Raw genomic sequence first — 16,225 nt, forward strand, 5'->3', positions numbered from 1 at the left:
TGTGTCTCTGATCGCTTCTGACCACTTCCGCATCGTTGTCGGCCTCGGCAAGAGCGGCATGTCCCTGGTGCGCTTTCTCGCGCAGCGGGGCGTGTCGTTCGCCGTGGCGGACACGCGGGAAAATCCACCGGAGCTGGCCACGCTGCGCCGTGACTACCCGCAAGTGGAAGTGCGTTGTGGCGAGCTGGATGTCGAATTCCTGTGCCGTGCCGACGAACTTTACGTGAGCCCCGGCCTGGCCCTGGCGACGCCGGCCCTGCAAGCAGCAGCGGCACGCGGCGTGAAGTTGTCGGGTGATATCGATCTGTTCGCGCGTAACGCGAAGGCACCGATCGTTGCAATCAGTGGTTCCAACGCCAAAAGCACCGTTACCACGCTGGTCGGTGAAATGGCTGTGGCTGCGGGCAAGCGTGTGGCGGTCGGTGGCAACCTCGGTACGCCAGCGCTGGACCTGCTCAGCGATGACGTTGAACTGTACGTGATGGAACTGTCGAGCTTCCAGCTGGAAACCACCAATCACCTGGGTGCCGAAGTCGCCACCGTACTCAACGTCAGCGAAGACCACATGGACCGCTATAGCGGCCTGCCGGCGTACCATCTGGCCAAACACCGGATTTTCCGTGGTGCCAGGCAAGTGGTGGTCAATCGTCAGGATGCCTTGACCCGTCCGCTGATGAGCGAGGGCCAGCCGTGCTGGACCTTCGGCTTGAGCGCTCCGGACTTCAAGGCCTTTGGCCTGCGCGAAGAAAACGGCGAAAAATACCTCGCCTTCGAATTTCAAAACCTGATGCCGGTACGCGAGCTCAAAGTTCGCGGTGCCCACAATCAGGCCAATGCCCTTGCGGCACTGGCGCTGGGGCATGCCGTTGGCTTGCCGTTCGACGCCATGCTGGCCAGCCTGCGTAACTTCACCGGCCTTGAGCACCGCTGCCAGTGGGTACGCGAGCTGGATGGCGTGAGTTACTACAACGACTCCAAGGCTACCAACGTCGGTGCAGCACTGGCTGCCATCAATGGCTTGGGCATGGACATGGACGGCAAACTGATCCTGATCGCTGGTGGTGACGGCAAAGGCGCCGACTTCAGCGGCCTGCGTGATTCTGTGGCCAAGTATTGCCGCGCCGTGGTGCTGATGGGTCGTGACGCAGGCTTGATCGCCGATGCCTTGGGCGATGCCGTGCCGCAAGTGCGTGTCGGTTCGTTGGACGAAGCCATTGCACAAAGCCGCTCGTTGGCCTTGCCGGGTGATGCGGTATTGCTGTCGCCCGCTTGCGCCAGTTTTGACATGTTCAAGAACTATGAAGAGCGCGGCCAGTTATTCGCCCGTGCTGTGGAGGTGCTGGCATGATCTTCGGCATCCTCAAGCCTTATCCTTCGCCGCTGGTCACCGGCCGTGGCATCGACCTCGACTTCCCGTTGCTGGCCGGTTGCCTTGCCTTGCTGGGTCTGGGGTTGGTGATGATTACGTCGGCATCGTCCGAAGTCGCCGCCTTGCAGTCGGGCAATACCCTGTACCACATGATCCGCCACCTGTTTTACATCGTGCTCGGTCTGGGCGCGTGCATCATGACGATGATGGTGCCGATTGCGACCTGGCAGCGTATGGGCTTCATGTTGCTGATCGGTGCATTCGGTTTGCTGGTGGCAGTATTGATCCCAGGCATTGGTCGTGAGGTAAACGGCTCGATGCGCTGGATCGGTTTCAGTTTCTTCAACGTGCAGCCCTCGGAGATCGCCAAGGTTTTTGTGGTGATCTACCTGGCGGGCTATCTGGTGCGCCAGCAGAAGGAAGTACGCGAAAGCTGGATGGGCTTCTTCAAGCCATTTATCGTGCTGCTGCCAATGGCAGGTCTGCTGCTGATGGAACCGGACTTCGGTGCCACCGTGGTAATGATGGGCGCTGCGGCGGCCATGTTGTTCCTCGGTGGTGTGGGGCTGTTTCGCTTCGCCCTGATGGTGGCGCTGGCGGTGGGGGCGGTGTTTGTTCTGGTACAGGCACAGCCTTACCGGATGGCGCGTCTGATCACCTTTACCGACCCATGGTCCGACCAGTTCGGTTCCGGCTACCAGCTGACCCAGGCCCTGATCGCATTCGGGCGCGGCGAGTGGTTCGGCGTAGGCCTTGGCAACAGCGTACAGAAGCAGTTCTACCTGCCTGAAGCCCACACCGACTTCGTGTTCTCGGTACTGGCTGAAGAGCTGGGCGTTGTCGGCTCGCTACTGACCGTGGCCCTGTTCGTGTTCGTGTGTGTGCGCGGCATGTACATCGGCATGTGGGCCGAGCGCGCCAAACAGTATTTCTCGGCTTATATGGCGTACGGCCTGTCGTTCCTGTGGATCGGCCAGTTCCTGATCAATATCGGGGTAAACGTCGGCCTGCTGCCAACCAAAGGGCTGACCCTGCCGTTCCTTAGCTACGGTGGCAGCTCGCTGGTGATTTGCTGTGTGTGTATGGGCCTGTTGCTGCGCATCGAGTGGGAGAGTCGAACCCACCTGGGCAGCGAAGAGACCGATTTCAAAGAAAGCGACTTCGCAGAGGAGCCGACCCATGGGCGCTAATGTGCTGATCATGGCGGGCGGCACCGGTGGCCATGTGTTCCCGGCACTGGCCTGTGCGCGCGAGTTCCAGGCCCGTGGCTACACGGTTCACTGGCTCGGCACGCCGCGTGGCATCGAGAACGAACTGGTCGAACCTGCGGGCTTCAAGCTGCACCTGATCAACGTTGCCGGTCTGCGTGGCAAGAGCAAGCTGTCGCTGCTCAAGGCACCGTTTGTGTTGCTCAAGGCATTGTTCCAGGCGCGCAAAATCATTCGCCAACTCAAGCCGGTCTGCGTGCTTGGTTTCGGTGGTTACGTGACCGGGCCTGGCGGTCTGGCGGCGAAAACCTGTGGTGTGCCGGTGATCATTCACGAGCAAAACGCGGTAGCCGGTACGGCTAACCGTTTGCTGGTGCCAATGACCACTCGTGTCTGTGAAGCATTCCCTGGAACCTTCGCCGCCTCGGACAAATTGCTCAGTACCGGCAACCCGGTGCGGCCTGAACTGTTCACCCTGGCGCCGCGCGCCGCACTCGAAGGGCGCAAGGCGCGCTTGCTGGTGTTGGGGGGCAGCCTGGGGGCCGAGCCGTTGAACAAATTGCTGCCTGAAGCGTTGGCCAAAGTACCGGCCGACGTACGCCCTGACGTGTTTCATCAGGCAGGCAAACAGCACGACCAGATTACTGCCGAGCGCTATACGGCGGTCGGTGTCGAGGCTCAAGTACAGCCTTTTATCAAAGACATGGCCCAAGCCTATGGCTGGGCCGACCTGGTGGTTTGTCGCGCAGGCGCGCTGACCGTCAGTGAACTGGCTGCGGCCGGTCTGCCTTCGCTGCTGGTGCCATTGCCCCACGCGATTGACGACCATCAGAGCCGCAATGCCGACTTTTTGGCTCGCGAAGGCGCTGCTTTCCTGATGCCGCAAGCGACAACTGGCGCAGCCGAGCTGGCTGCACGCCTGACAGAGGTTTTGATGCAACCGGAACGACTCAACAGCATGGCGGCCAATGCTCGCCGCCTGGCCAAACCTGATGCGACCCGCAACGTTGTAGATATCTGCCTGGAGGTGGCCAATGGTTGAGAATCAAAAAGCTATGCCACAACCCGAGATGCGCCGTATCCGTCGCATCCACTTCGTCGGTATCGGCGGCGTGGGCATGTGCGGTATCGCCGAAGTGTTGCTGAACCTGGGCTATGAAGTGTCGGGTTCGGACTTGAACGCATCGTCTGTGACCGAACGTCTCGAATCATTCGGCGCGCACATCTTTATCGGCCACCGTGCCGAAAACGCTGCCAATGCTGATGTACTGGTGGTGTCGAGCGCTGTTAATACCTCCAACCCCGAAGTAGCACATGCGCTGGAGCGTCGTATTCCAGTGGTGCCACGGGCCGAGATGCTGGCTGAGCTGATGCGCTATCGCCACGGTATCGCCGTAGCAGGCACCCATGGCAAAACCACCACCACCAGCTTGTTGGCCTCGGTGTTTGCGGCCGGTGGCCTGGACCCGACGTTCGTGATCGGTGGTCGCCTGAATGCAGCAGGTACTAATGCACAGCTGGGCACTAGCCGTTACCTGATTGCCGAAGCTGACGAAAGCGATGCCAGCTTCCTGCACCTGCAGCCAATGGTTGCAGTGGTCACCAATATCGACGCCGACCATATGGCGACGTACGAAGGCGACTTCAACAAGCTGAAGAAAACCTTCGTCGAGTTTCTGCACAACCTGCCGTTCTACGGCTTGGCTGTGCTGTGCCTGGACGATCCGGTCGTGCGCGAAATCCTGCCGCTGGTCAAGCGTCCGACCGTAACTTACGGCTTTAGCGAAAACGCTGACGTGCGCGCAATCAATGTTCGCCAGCAAGGCATGCAAACCTTCTTCACCGTGTTGCGCCCTGATCGCGAGCCACTGGATGTGTCGGTAAACATGCCGGGCAACCACAACGTGCTCAATGCCTTGGCCACCATCTGCATTGCTTCGGATGAGGGCATCAGCGATGAGGCCATCGTTCAGGGCCTGTCGGGCTTTGAGGGTGTGGGTCGACGCTTCCAGGTTTATGGCGAGCTGCCAGTTGAAGGCGGCAGCGTGATGCTGGTCGATGACTACGGTCACCACCCGACCGAAGTTGCGGCGGTGATCAAGGCCGTACGCGGTGGTTGGCCGGAGCGCCGTCTGGTGATGGTTTACCAGCCGCACCGCTTCAGTCGTACCCGTGACCTTTACGACGATTTCGTCCAGGTGCTGGCCGACGCCAATGTGCTGTTGCTGATGGAAGTCTACCCGGCTGGTGAAGAGCCGATTCCGGGCGCTGACAGCCGCCAGCTGTGCCACAGCATCCGCCAGCGCGGTCAGTTGGACCCGATCTACATCGAGCGCGGCGTTGAGCTGGCGCCGATCGTCAAGCCGTTGCTGCGTGCTGGCGACATTCTGTTGTGCCAAGGGGCGGGCGATATCGGCCGTCTGGCACCGCAACTTATAAAGAGCCCGCTGTTCAGCGGTGCTGTTGTTGCCGCTACCAGTAAAGGAAAGTTGAAATGACTGCTGCTTACGCCAATCTGTTCTCGACCATTGCCCCTGCCGACTTCGGTCGCGTGGCTGTGCTGTTCGGCGGCAAAAGCGCTGAGCGTGAAGTCTCGCTGAAGTCCGGCAATGCCGTACTCGGTGCACTGCAAAGCGCCGGTGTGGATGCTTTCGGGATCGATGTGGGGGATGACTTCATCACCCGCATCACCAGCGAAAAAATCGACCGCGCGTTCATCATTCTTCACGGCCGTGGCGGTGAAGACGGCAGCATGCAAGGCCTGCTGGAATGCCTGGGCATTCCTTACACCGGTAGCGGAATCCTCGCGTCGGCCTTGGCCATGGACAAGCTGCGCACCAAACAGGTGTGGCACAGCCTGGGCATTCCGACCCCGCGTCACGCAGTGTTGAGCAGTGAAGCGGACTGTATTTGTGCAGCGAAGGAACTGAGCTTCCCTTTGATCGTCAAACCGGCACATGAAGGTTCAAGTATCGGTATGGCCAAAGTGAGTAACGTTGACGAGTTGATCGTCGCGTGGGCCGATGCCAGCAAGTACGACTCGCAAGTGTTGGTTGAGCAATGGATCACCGGTCCCGAGTTCACCATCGCCACCCTGCGTGACCAGGTGTTGCCTCCAATTGCCCTGGGCACTCCGCATACCTTTTATGACTACGACGCCAAGTACGTGGCCAACGATACCCAGTATCGGATCCCGTGCGGCCTCGACAGTGCCAAGGAACAAGAGCTCATGGACCTCACGGCGAAAGCCTGTGAGGCGATCGGTATTGCCGGTTGGGGCCGTCTGGACGTGATGCAGGACACAGCGGGCCAATTCTGGCTGCTGGAAGTCAACACCGCTCCGGGCATGACCGATCACAGCCTGGTGCCGATGGCGGCCAAGGCTGCGGGTCTGGATTTCCAACAGTTGGTGTTGTCGATTCTGGCAGCAAGCTTAGAGGCGCGGGGTTAAGTCCATGCAAGGTGCATCGCTTCGTCATCAACCACCCGCTCCCGGCCGCAAGCCGGTGCCGCGTGGCGCCAGCCGGATGGTGGCGAAAGAGCCGATGTCGGTGCGTTTGCCAAAAGCCAATTTCGGCTTTTTGAAAGCCTTGTTCTGGCCGGTGCTGCTGGTGGCGTTGGGTTATGGCACTTACGAAGGTGCACAGCGCCTGATGCCGTATGCGGACCGCCCGATCACCAATATCAACGTGCAGGGTGATTTGACTTACATCAGCCAGCAAGCCGTGCAGCAGCGCATCGCCCCGTATGTGGCGGCGAGCTTCTTCACGGTCGACCTGGCAGGCATGCGCACCGAGCTTGAGCAAATGCCCTGGATCGCCCACGCCGAGGTACGCCGAGTATGGCCGGACCAGGTGGTGATTCGCCTTGAAGAGCAACTGCCGGTCGCCCGCTGGGGTGATGAAGCACTGCTCAACAACCAGGGGCAAGCGTTCACTCCGCGTGAGCTGGCCAATTACGAACATTTGCCGCAGCTGTTTGGCCCTCAACGGGCCCAGCAGCAAGTAATGCAGCAGTATCAGGTGCTGAGCCAGATGCTGCGTCCGATGGGCTTTTCCATAGTCCGGCTGGAGTTGCGTGAGCGCGGTAGCTGGTTCCTGACCACCGGAGCTGGCAGTGCAGGGCCCGGAATCGAGTTGCTGTTGGGGCGCGATCATCTGGTAGAAAAAATGCGTCGCTTCATAGCCATCTATGAAAAAACGCTGAAAGAACAGATTACAAACATAGCGCGCATCGATTTGCGTTATGCCAACGGATTGGCCGTCGGCTGGCGGGAACCTGTGGCACCGACGATAGCCCAACCCGCTGTCGCGAAGAATTAAGAAGAGGCAGGACCCATGGCAAACGTGCAAAGCGGAAAAATGATCGTCGGTCTCGATATCGGCACCTCCAAGGTGGTGGCGCTGGTGGGCGAGGTCGCAGATGACGGCACGATCGAAATCGTCGGTATTGGCACGCATCCGTCCCGTGGCCTGAAGAAGGGCGTGGTGGTGAACATCGAGTCCACCGTGCAATCGATCCAGCGCGCTATCGAAGAAGCGCAGCTGATGGCCGGTTGCCGGATTCACTCGGCGTTTGTCGGCGTTGCCGGTAATCACATACGCAGCCTGAACTCCCACGGCATCGTTGCGATCCGCGACCGTGAAGTCAGCACCGCCGACCTTGAACGCGTCCTCGACGCCGCCCAGGCCGTTGCGATCCCGGCTGACCAGCGCGTGCTGCATACCCTGGCGCAGGACTACGTAATCGATAACCAGGAAGGCGTTCGTGAGCCACTGGGCATGTCGGGCGTACGTCTGGAAGCCAAGGTACACGTAGTGACGTGTGCGGTGAATGCGGCCCAGAACATCGAGAAATGCGTACGCCGCTGTGGTCTTGAGGTAGATGACATCATCCTTGAGCAACTGGCATCGGCTTACTCGGTACTGACCGACGACGAAAAAGAGCTGGGCGTTTGCCTGGTCGACATCGGCGGCGGTACTACCGATATCGCGATCTTCACCGAAGGCGCTATCCGCCACACGGCAGTGATCCCGATAGCCGGTGACCAGGTGACCAACGACATCGCAATGGCGTTGCGTACACCGACCCAGTACGCCGAAGAAATCAAGATTCGTTACGCCTGTGCACTGGCCAAACTGGCTGGCGCGGGCGAAACGATCAAGGTGCCAAGCGTGGGCGATCGCCCACCGCGTGAGTTGTCCCGTCAGGCCTTGGCCGAAGTGGTCGAGCCGCGTTATGACGAACTGTTCACCCTGATTCAGGCTGAGCTGCGTCGCAGCGGCTACGAAGACTTGATCCCGGCGGGCATTGTGTTGACCGGTGGTACTTCAAAGATGGAAGGCGCGGTGGAACTTGCCGAAGAGATCTTCCACATGCCGGTCCGTCTGGGCGTGCCGCACAGCTTCAGAGGCTTGACCGACGTTGTGCGCAATCCGATTTACTCCACCGCTGTGGGCTTGTTGCTGTACGGACTGCAAAAGCAGTCAGACGGTATCTCCATATCGGGTATCAGCAACCGCGACAACTACAGCAGTGACGAACAAAAAGCCCCTGTGTTTGAGCGCCTTAAGCGCTGGGTTCAGGGCAACTTTTAAAGCTTGGGCTCCAAAAGATTCAAAGCAGTAGAAGTAGGCGAAAAAAACTAGAGAACTGAAAGGAGAGGGACCATGTTTGAACTCGTAGATAACATCCCGCAGAGCCCGGTAATTAAGGTTATCGGTGTTGGTGGTGGCGGTGGCAATGCTGTTAACCATATGGTTAAGAGCAACATTGAAGGCGTGGAATTCATCTGCGCCAACACCGACGCGCAAGCGCTGAAAAGCATTGGCGCACGTACCATCCTGCAATTGGGCACCAGCGTGACCAAGGGCCTGGGTGCCGGCGCAAATCCTGAGGTTGGTCGTCAGGCCGCTCTGGAAGACCGTGAGCGCATTGCCGAGGTGTTGCAGGGCACCAACATGGTGTTCATCACCACGGGCATGGGCGGTGGTACCGGTACTGGTGCTGCGCCGATCATTGCCGAAGTGGCCAAGGAAATGGGGATTCTCACCGTTGCGGTGGTGACTCGTCCGTTCCCGTTCGAAGGTCGCAAGCGCATGCAGATCGCTGACGAAGGTATTCGTCTGCTGTCCGAAAGCGTCGATTCGTTGATCACGATTCCAAACGAAAAACTGCTGACCATCCTGGGTAAAGACGCAAGCCTGCTGTCGGCTTTCGCCAAGGCCGATGACGTTCTGGCCGGTGCCGTTCGCGGTATTTCCGATATCATCAAGCGTCCGGGCATGATCAACGTCGACTTTGCTGACGTGCGTACCGTGATGAGCGAAATGGGCATGGCGATGATGGGCACTGGCTGCGCCACTGGTCCGAACCGTGCGCGTGAAGCGACCGAAGCGGCTATCCGCAACCCGTTGCTTGAAGACGTGAACCTGGAAGGCGCTCGCGGCATCCTGGTGAACATCACTGCCGGTCCTGACCTGTCTCTGGGTGAGTACTCCGACGTGGGTAGCATCATCGAGGCCTTTGCTTCCGAGCACGCGATGGTCAAAGTCGGTACGGTTATCGATCCGGACATGCGCGACGAACTGCATGTAACCGTGGTTGCCACCGGTCTGGGCGCAAAAATCGAGAAGCCGGTCAAGGTTGTCGACAACGGTGTTCAAACTTCGTACGCAGCTTCTTCGGCACACAGCGCCCCGGTTCGCCAGGAAGCCCGTACCGAGCGTCAGGAGCAACCGATGGTCAACTACCGTGACCTGGACCGCCCGACTGTGATGCGTAACCAGGCCCAGCAAGGCGCGACAACCGCTGCCAAGCTCAATCCTCAAGACGATCTGGATTACCTGGATATCCCGGCTTTCCTGCGTCGACAGGCTGATTAATGAAATCAATCAGGGCGATTAAGGTGATTGGTGTTCAGCAAAGGCTCGGTCTGCTATTATCGCCAGCCTTTGTTGATACCAGTTCGCAATTTGCGCTGAAGCGGCCAATGCCATGATTAAACAACGCACCCTGAAAAATATTATCCGTGCCACAGGTGTCGGCCTGCACTCTGGTGAGAAGGTCTACCTGACCCTCAAGCCAGCGCCTGTGGATACCGGCATCGTGTTTTGTCGTGCAGACCTTGACCCTGTTGTGCAGATCCCTGCGCGCGCGGAAAACGTCGGCGAGACAACGATGTCGACCACGTTGGTCAACGGCGATGTAAAAGTAGACACGGTAGAGCACCTGCTCTCGGCCATGGCTGGCCTGGGGATCGATAACGCCTACGTCGAACTCTCCGCGTCTGAAGTCCCGATTATGGACGGTAGCGCTGGACCTTTCGTGTTTCTGATTCAATCTGCCGGCCTGGAAGAACAGGACGCGCCGAAGAAGTTCATCCGTATCCTGCGTGAAGTGACAGTGGAAGATGGCGACAAGCGCGCCACTTTCGTCCCTTTCGAAGGGTTCAAGGTGAGCTTCGAGATCGATTTCGATCACCCGGTTTTCCGTAATCGCACCCAAAGCGCAACCGTGGATTTCTCGAGCACTTCGTTTGTAAAAGAAGTCAGCCGCGCGCGTACCTTTGGTTTCATGAGTGATATCGAGTACCTGCGCAAGCACAACCTCGCACTCGGCGGTAGCGTTGAAAACGCCATCGTGGTCGACGCGGATGGTGTACTGAACGAAGACGGCCTTCGCTATGAAGACGAATTCGTGAAGCACAAGATCCTCGACGCTATTGGCGACCTCTACCTGTTGGGCAATAGCCTGATTGGTGAGTTCAAGGGCTTCAAGTCTGGCCATGCACTGAACAACCAGCTGATTCGTAAGCTGCTTGAGCAGACCGATGCGTGGGAAGTCGTGACCTTTGAAGATGCCAGCACAGCACCGATCTCGTACATGCGTCCGGTCGCGGCAGTTTAAGTAAAACTTCCTTCTCTAGTTTTTGAAGGCCACCCTCGGGTGGCCTTTTTTTATAGAGGATTTGTTGGTTTCGGTGCGTTGAGCCCGGTTTCGTTGATATCCATCACGCGATTTCGCCCACGCTTCTTGGCTTGATAGAGGGCTTTGTCGGCAGTGTTGAGCAGCTCCTGCTGATCATCACCGGGCTTGGCGTAGCGGGTGCACGCGCCCAGGCTGACAGTGAGCGTGTTCGCCTGGTGGGCGGGTTCCATCTGCTCGACCGCCAAACGAATCTTTTCGGCCAGCAGGCGAGTGCCTGCCGCGTCGGTATCTACCAGCACCACCGCGAACTCTTCCCCTCCATAGCGCGCTGCCAGATCGGCGGGGCGGCGTACATTAACCTTTATGGCTTGCGCTACCTGGCGCAGGGCTTCATCCCCGGCCTGATGGCCGTAACTGTCATTGAAAGCCTTGAAATGGTCGATATCAATCATGATCAGTGACAGTGGCGTGCCCGCGCGCTGGGCGCGGCGCCATTCCAGATCCAGGGTTTTATCCAGCATGCGCCGATTGGCCAACCCGGTCAGCGGATCGGTAGAAGCCAGTGCGGCGAGTTCGTGTTCGGCGTGCTGGCGCAGGCGCAGTTCGCGAGTCAGCAGCCAGGTGAGCCATAACAAGCCCAGGCACAGCAGCAGGGTTGCGCTGCCGATCAGGGAGGCGGTGTGTCGCCAATTGCTGAAGATATGTTCGGTCGACAATGCAACCACAACCACCAACGGTAGATCGCCAACTTGAGCGAAGTTGTAAAGGCGTTCCAGCTGGAAGACCTTTGACATGGCGGTAAAGCTGCCATAGCGCTCATTGATGAAGCGCAAAAAAATTGGAGCCTGGCCCACGTCCTGACCGGTATAGAACTTGTCTGTCTCCGGATACCGGATGAGCAGGATGCCGTCGGTGCTGATCAAGCTGATGTTGCCGGTAGGTCCAAGGTCTAGGCCGCGAAACAGGCCCTGGAAGTAGCTGATTTTCATCTGAGCCACGGCAACTCCACCAAACTTGCCGTCCGGGGCGGTAATTCGACGGCTCAGGATCAGGTTCCACTCGTTGGGGCTTTCACTGACGAGCATGGGGGTGCTAATGAAAAGCCCGTCCTTCTGCTCCTTGATATGGGTCTTGAACCAGAGCTGTTGACTGGCATTGTTTAACAAGGGCCCGGCCGGCTTGGAGCTGGCTATCAGTTTTCCTTCAGCATCCAGGACAAAAAAGCCGGCATTGGACGGTGCCTCGGTGGCTTTGTCGAAAAGCAGCGACTGTTGAATCTGCGGTGCGAGCGAGGAGAGTGCCTGGCTTTGCAGCAAGTCGATCAGGTTGCTGAGGGAGGAGTCATAAATCGACAGCGTATTTTGAATATCCCGGCTGATCAGCTGCACGATATTCAGCGCTGAGCGTGCGGCGTCTTCTTCGGTGTTGCGGTACTCCCTGACCAGCAAATAGCCAACAATACTGAGGATTGCAAGCACCGAGAGGGCGCTGGCCCCGATCAGCATGCGCCGAGTGATGACGTGTGAACGCTGGGAAAATTGAATGGCCTTACCCTCACAGATACAAATCGTGCCCAGCCATAAGGTGTCGGCCTGTAGAGATAAGGCCAGCTTTCAAGCTGGCCTTATGGTCACAGATTAGAACACATCAATAGGATAGTCGACGATCACCCGGTACTCATCAACATCGTTGTCCACGCTCTGGTAAGCGCTGTTGCCGCGGTTGGTCGCCCAGCGCAGGCCCACCGACAGATCCTTGGCCTTGCCTTCCTGGATCACGTATTTCAGCCCCAGGTCACGTTCCCAGTGATGGGCATTCTTGCCTTCGGGGTTGTACCAGTTGCTGTAGCCGATGCTGTTGGGGTCGGCCTTGGTCAGATCCAGTTCACCGCGCGAGTACGAAGCACTGGCCGTCAGGCCGGCGATGCCGAGCCCGGCAAAGTCATACTCGTATTGCAGTTTCCAGGAGCGCTCGTTCGGACCGTTGAAATCCGAATACTGCTGCGAGTTGTCGAGGTAAACACTGTCGCCCTGATAGATATAGTCAAAGGGCGTGTTGCCGTTGACCCGCTGGTAAACGGCCGTCACCTTGTGCCCGTCCACGGCTACCGCAAAATGCAGGCTGAAGGTGTTGTTATCGATATCGCCCAGCAGCGCCTTGCCGGTGTCCTGGGTGTGGTAGAAATGCAGACCGGGATTGAGGCTGATGCTCTCTGTCAGCGCATAGGTGTAATCCAGGTCGTAGTAGTACTGGTTCCAGATGTCCTGCAACTGGGCTGCGTACAGGTTGCTGGTGATCTCTGGCACGCCGCTCCAGGAGGCTCCGGCCCAGGTGATGTGCTTGCTGCTCTGATCGGCGAGGTCGCCGTAGGTAGTGGTCAGGCGGCGCATGCCGCTCTGGTTGTACGGTTTGTCAAAGCTGACCTGGCCACCTTCGAGCATCCAGCCCTCGAAGCTGTGATTGGTCAGGCTGACGCCGCGAAAGGTCTGCGGCAGCATGCGGCTTTCGCCACCGGCAATCACCGGGTTGGTCAGGAACAGATCGCCGGCCTTGAGCTCGGTGTCGAACGCCCGCATTTTTAGCGCCGCACCAGCGGACGAGAAGCTGGTTGGCGCTTTACCGTTACCATCACTGACCGGCAAGATACTGCTGCCATCGGTGCCGCCACCGCCGTCGAGCTTGAGCCCGAGCATGGCGTAGGCATCCAGACCGAAGCCGACCGTACCCTGTGTGAACCCGGACTGAAACTTGCCGATAAACCCCTGGCCCCATTCTTTGCTGTCATCGGCGCGGGGGCTGCGGATATCGTGGTTCATGTAGTAATTGCGGGTGTTGATTTTGAGGCTGGAACCTTCAACAAAACCGTCTTTGGATGTTGCGTCCTCAGCGTGAGCGAAAGTGGGAATCGTTGCGGCCAGGGCAATGAATAACGGACTGAGTTTAAGTGAGTACTTCACCAGAATGTTGCTCCTTGAAAGTGGCGGCAGTTTTTATTCTGTTTAAAAAATCTGTTCCTGTTTGAAAACAGTTAGCGCAGCGGTGCACATTTTTTAGAACAAAAAAAAGCCGCTATGATAGCGGCTTTTGAAACAGTCAGTCACATATGTGGCGTGCGACTGACTGGGTCGGGAAGTCTGCAGGCGTCTAATCAGCTGTCTTTTGCTTCATCTGAAATACTGGTTTCAGCCTGTGTTTGTTGAGGCTTGGCGGCGTCTTGCTGGTGTGCTGTCAGCTCTGCCTGGTGCTGTTCAAAAGTAGCTGCGCGTGCCGCATTTTGTGCGACGAATGCAGGCGATTCTTCCGCCATGGCCAGGGGCGACAACAACAAAGACGACAAAACGAAAACGCTAGCCATACCCATACTGCTGGACATTTCAAAGACCTTCTTGCGGTGCAAGTTCTGTTTGGTACGATCAAAATATAGCTATTGGGCGGGGCGAAAAAGAGCAGGTGAGTACAAGGACCTTTGCGTTTTAGGTAACAAATGCTTGGAGGTGCGAGCTAGAGCGATCACGATAATCTTGAGTTGTGATGTACCGCTGAGGAGCGCCAGCGAGGCTGCGATCGGCTGCGCAGCAGTCGCAAATCTATGGGGTTCTGGGGTTTACGGCTGCCTGCAGTCGATCGCAGCCTTCGTTCCTCGGCAGCGGCTACAGAGCTTCGCATCAGATAGGTAGATACAACCCGAATGTATTGCGCCCTCCACCGCTGCGCACAAATACTTCGCCGCCATGCATCTGCGCTATCGCCTTGACGATGGCCAGCCCCAGCCCGTGGTTGCCGCCGCTGTTGTGACGGGCGGCGTCCACCCGGTAGAAACGCTCGAATAACCGCGCCAAGTGCTCTGCGGCAATCGGCTGGCCAGGGTTGCTGATGCTGATCGTGACCCGGCCCGCGGTTTGCTCGATCAACACCTCGATCACCTGTCCGGCCTCGGTGTGCTGCACGGCGTTGCTCAGCAAGTTGATCAGCGCGCGGCGCAGGTGGGCTTTTTCGATGTTGACCTGGGCATCGCCGCTGACCCGAACGTCAACCCGCGCATCTTCAAGGATGAATTCCAGATAATCCAGGGTCGTTGCCACTTCGTCCGCAAGGAAAGCGCGGGTCAGTTTGCTGGCCTTGCTGCCTTGATCGGCGCTGGCCAGGAACAGCATGTCATTGATGATGCTGCGCAGCCGTTCCAGTTCTTCGAGGTTGGATTGCAATACTTCAAAGTAATGCTCGGCCGACCGCCCCCGGGTCAGTGCAACCTGGGTCTGGCCAATCAGGTTGGTCAGGGGCGAACGCAGTTCATGGGCCACGTCGGCATTGAATGATTCCAGCCGGGTATAGGCTTGCTCGACCCGGTCCAGGGTGGCGTTGAAGGCACTGACCAGTTGATCCAGTTCCGGTGCCAGCGGCGCAAGGTGCAAGCGCCCGGACAGGCGCGGCGGTGCCAGCTTTTGCGCTTCTTCAGACAGCTTGTCCAACGGTTTTAGGCCGATCCGCGCCACCCAATAGCCAAGCAGCGAGGCCAGCAGTACGCCAATCGTTGCCAGGCTGATCAGTGCGATCAGCAAGTGGTGCTGGGTCTGGCGAAAGGTCTGAGTATCGATGCCAATCAAAAAGCGCAGCGCCGGGCGCTGTTCCTTGGCCGGGATCTGGCTGATCAGCACCTTGAAGGGGTAGGCCTGGCCGGGCAGCCGCAAGTCTCTTACCCCGGTCGGGCCTTGGGCAAATTCGCGCACCGCCGCGTCGGGGTTGCCGTATTCATAGGTTGGGTCAGAACTGATAGTCCAGAAGCGGATGCGTTTGTCCTCTTCGCTGAGCAGCTTGAGCTTGGCGCTCATCTTGGCCCAGTGATCGAGATTGCCGTAACGATTGATTGATGATTCGAGCACGCTGTAACGCGCATCCAGCTCTGCTTCGGGCAGGCGCCCGATACTTTTTTCGACCTGCTGGTAGAGCGCTCCGCCGATCAATACAAAGACCAGCAGGGCCACCAGGGCAAACATCGCACTCAAGCGCATGGCGATGGAGTTCATAGCAGTGGGCGGCTTAAACACTGCGCCGCTCCAGCACGTAACCCATGCCGCGGATGGTATGCAGCAACTTGTGTTCGAACGGCCCGTCGAGCTTGGCCCGCAAGCGCTTGATCGCGACTTCGACCACGTTGGCGTCACTGTCAAAGTTAATGTCCCAGACCATCTCGGCAATCGATGTCTTGGACAGGATCTGGCCCTGACGTCGCGCCAGCACGCTGAGCAGCGAGAATTCCTTGGCGGTCAGGTCAAGACGGGTACCCGCGCGTGTAGCCTTGCGGCTGATCAAATCTATCCACAGGTCATCGACAGTCACCTGCACCGGCTCGTGACCACCACCACTGCGGCGGGTCAAGGCTTGCAGGCGGGCAACCAGCTCCAGAAACGAAAATGGCTTGCCCAGGTAATCGTCTGCGCCTTCGCGCAAACCGCGGACCCGATCTTCGACCCGCTCGCGGGCGGTAAGCATGATCACCGGGGTTTGCTTGCGCGCCCGTAATGCACGCAACACGCCAAAGCCGTCGAGACCCGGCAGCATCACATCGAGCACGATCACTGCGTAATCGCTCTCCATGGCCAGGTGCAGGCCTTCGATGCCGTCTCGGGCCACATCCACTGTGTAACCTTGCTCGGTCAAACCGCGGTGCAAGTAATCGGCGGTTTTTTCTTCATCTTCAATAATCAGAACGCGCATAACC

At 58.4% G+C, this 16,225-nt stretch carries 14 protein-coding genes; 9 read left to right on the top strand and 5 right to left on the bottom strand.

The window, feature by feature from the left end; genetic code table 11:
• Position 1: 1 nt before the first annotated feature.
• From murD to lpxC, 9 genes are all read left to right on the top strand, one after another.
• Positions 2 to 1,348 carry a UDP-N-acetylmuramoyl-L-alanine--D-glutamate ligase gene (gene murD / locus N7D90_RS04155; protein WP_261741004.1) on the top strand — a complete coding sequence of 449 codons (1,347 nt, stop codon included), beginning with the start codon at positions 2 to 4 and terminating at the stop codon, positions 1,346 to 1,348.
• Positions 1,345 to 2,559 (top strand): putative lipid II flippase FtsW, encoded by a 1,215-nt coding sequence (gene ftsW, locus N7D90_RS04160; RefSeq protein WP_016779528.1) that lies wholly within the window; start codon positions 1,345 to 1,347, stop codon positions 2,557 to 2,559. The genes murD and ftsW overlap by 4 nt, the downstream gene beginning before the upstream one ends.
• Positions 2,549 to 3,619 carry an undecaprenyldiphospho-muramoylpentapeptide beta-N-acetylglucosaminyltransferase gene (gene murG, locus N7D90_RS04165; protein WP_261741005.1) on the top strand — a complete coding sequence of 357 codons (1,071 nt, stop codon included), beginning with the start codon at positions 2,549 to 2,551 and terminating at the stop codon, positions 3,617 to 3,619. Before ftsW ends, murG begins: the two co-directional genes overlap by 11 nt.
• Complete coding sequence (gene murC / locus N7D90_RS04170; RefSeq protein WP_261741006.1) at positions 3,612 to 5,075, top strand: UDP-N-acetylmuramate--L-alanine ligase; 1,464 nt, start codon at positions 3,612 to 3,614, stop codon at positions 5,073 to 5,075. The genes murG and murC overlap by 8 nt, the downstream gene beginning before the upstream one ends.
• Complete coding sequence (locus N7D90_RS04175) at positions 5,072 to 6,028, top strand: D-alanine--D-alanine ligase (RefSeq protein ID WP_261741007.1); 957 nt, start codon at positions 5,072 to 5,074, stop codon at positions 6,026 to 6,028. Before murC ends, N7D90_RS04175 begins: the two co-directional genes overlap by 4 nt.
• 4 nt (positions 6,029 to 6,032) lie before the next feature.
• Positions 6,033 to 6,899 carry a cell division protein FtsQ/DivIB gene (locus N7D90_RS04180; RefSeq protein ID WP_261741008.1) on the top strand — a complete coding sequence of 289 codons (867 nt, stop codon included), beginning with the start codon at positions 6,033 to 6,035 and terminating at the stop codon, positions 6,897 to 6,899.
• A gap of 15 nt (positions 6,900 to 6,914) precedes the next feature.
• Entirely contained in the window at positions 6,915 to 8,174 is a 1,260-nt protein-coding gene (ftsA, locus tag N7D90_RS04185; RefSeq protein WP_261741009.1) for a cell division protein FtsA, read from the top strand.
• Positions 8,175 to 8,246: 72 nt separating this feature from the next.
• Positions 8,247 to 9,461, top strand: a complete 1,215-nt coding sequence (ftsZ, locus tag N7D90_RS04190) for a cell division protein FtsZ (protein WP_261741010.1) — start codon at positions 8,247 to 8,249, stop codon at positions 9,459 to 9,461.
• Between the two features lie 112 nt (positions 9,462 to 9,573).
• Positions 9,574 to 10,485: a UDP-3-O-acyl-N-acetylglucosamine deacetylase gene (lpxC, locus tag N7D90_RS04195; protein ID WP_019823785.1), complete on the top strand. Its 912-nt coding sequence runs from the start codon at positions 9,574 to 9,576 to the stop codon at positions 10,483 to 10,485.
• A gap of 50 nt (positions 10,486 to 10,535) precedes the next feature.
• Here lpxC and N7D90_RS04200 read toward each other — a convergent pair whose 3' ends face one another.
• The 5 genes from N7D90_RS04200 to N7D90_RS04220 all read right to left on the bottom strand — a co-directional run bounded on the left by N7D90_RS04200 (position 10,536) and on the right by N7D90_RS04220 (position 16,221).
• The gene (locus N7D90_RS04200; protein WP_261741011.1) at positions 10,536 to 12,011 is read right to left on the bottom strand and encodes a GGDEF domain-containing protein; all 1,476 of its coding nucleotides are present in this window, start codon (positions 12,009 to 12,011) and stop codon (positions 10,536 to 10,538) included.
• 132 nt (positions 12,012 to 12,143) lie between these two features.
• On the bottom strand, positions 12,144 to 13,463 hold the full coding sequence (locus tag N7D90_RS04205) for an OprD family porin (RefSeq protein WP_261741012.1): 1,320 nt from the start codon (positions 13,461 to 13,463) through the stop codon (positions 12,144 to 12,146).
• A 191-nt stretch (positions 13,464 to 13,654) separates the two neighbouring features.
• A complete protein-coding gene (locus tag N7D90_RS04210; protein WP_261741013.1) occupies positions 13,655 to 13,879 on the bottom strand; it encodes a hypothetical protein in 225 nt (74 codons plus the stop codon).
• 292 nt (positions 13,880 to 14,171) lie between these two features.
• On the bottom strand, positions 14,172 to 15,530 hold the full coding sequence (locus N7D90_RS04215) for a heavy metal sensor histidine kinase (protein WP_261742374.1): 1,359 nt from the start codon (positions 15,528 to 15,530) through the stop codon (positions 14,172 to 14,174).
• 13 nt (positions 15,531 to 15,543) lie between these two features.
• On the bottom strand, positions 15,544 to 16,221 hold the full coding sequence (locus tag N7D90_RS04220; protein WP_261741014.1) for a heavy metal response regulator transcription factor: 678 nt from the start codon (positions 16,219 to 16,221) through the stop codon (positions 15,544 to 15,546).
• Positions 16,222 to 16,225 lie beyond the last annotated feature (4 nt).

Source organism: Pseudomonas fragi, assembly GCF_025426255.1.
GTDB classification, from domain to species: domain Bacteria; phylum Pseudomonadota; class Gammaproteobacteria; order Pseudomonadales; family Pseudomonadaceae; genus Aquipseudomonas; species Aquipseudomonas kulmbachensis.

Excerpts from the sequence above, each read along its gene's own strand:
- ftsW (WP_016779528.1), top strand. The coding sequence starts at position 1,345 with ATGATCTTCGGCATCCTCAAGCCTTATCCTTCGCCGCTGGTCACCGGC.
- N7D90_RS04215 (WP_261742374.1), bottom strand. The coding sequence starts at position 15,530 with ATGAACTCCATCGCCATGCGCTTGAGTGCGATGTTTGCCCTGGTGGCC.
- murG (WP_261741005.1), top strand. The coding sequence starts at position 2,549 with ATGGGCGCTAATGTGCTGATCATGGCGGGCGGCACCGGTGGCCATGTG.
- N7D90_RS04210 (WP_261741013.1), bottom strand. The coding sequence starts at position 13,879 with ATGTCCAGCAGTATGGGTATGGCTAGCGTTTTCGTTTTGTCGTCTTTG.
- N7D90_RS04175 (WP_261741007.1), top strand. The coding sequence starts at position 5,072 with ATGACTGCTGCTTACGCCAATCTGTTCTCGACCATTGCCCCTGCCGAC.
- ftsA (WP_261741009.1), top strand. The coding sequence starts at position 6,915 with ATGGCAAACGTGCAAAGCGGAAAAATGATCGTCGGTCTCGATATCGGC.
- lpxC (WP_019823785.1), top strand. The coding sequence starts at position 9,574 with ATGATTAAACAACGCACCCTGAAAAATATTATCCGTGCCACAGGTGTC.
- ftsZ (WP_261741010.1), top strand. The coding sequence starts at position 8,247 with ATGTTTGAACTCGTAGATAACATCCCGCAGAGCCCGGTAATTAAGGTT.
- murC (WP_261741006.1), top strand. The coding sequence starts at position 3,612 with ATGGTTGAGAATCAAAAAGCTATGCCACAACCCGAGATGCGCCGTATC.
- N7D90_RS04180 (WP_261741008.1), top strand. The coding sequence starts at position 6,033 with ATGCAAGGTGCATCGCTTCGTCATCAACCACCCGCTCCCGGCCGCAAG.
- N7D90_RS04200 (WP_261741011.1), bottom strand. The coding sequence starts at position 12,011 with ATGCTGATCGGGGCCAGCGCCCTCTCGGTGCTTGCAATCCTCAGTATT.
- N7D90_RS04220 (WP_261741014.1), bottom strand. The coding sequence starts at position 16,221 with ATGCGCGTTCTGATTATTGAAGATGAAGAAAAAACCGCCGATTACTTG.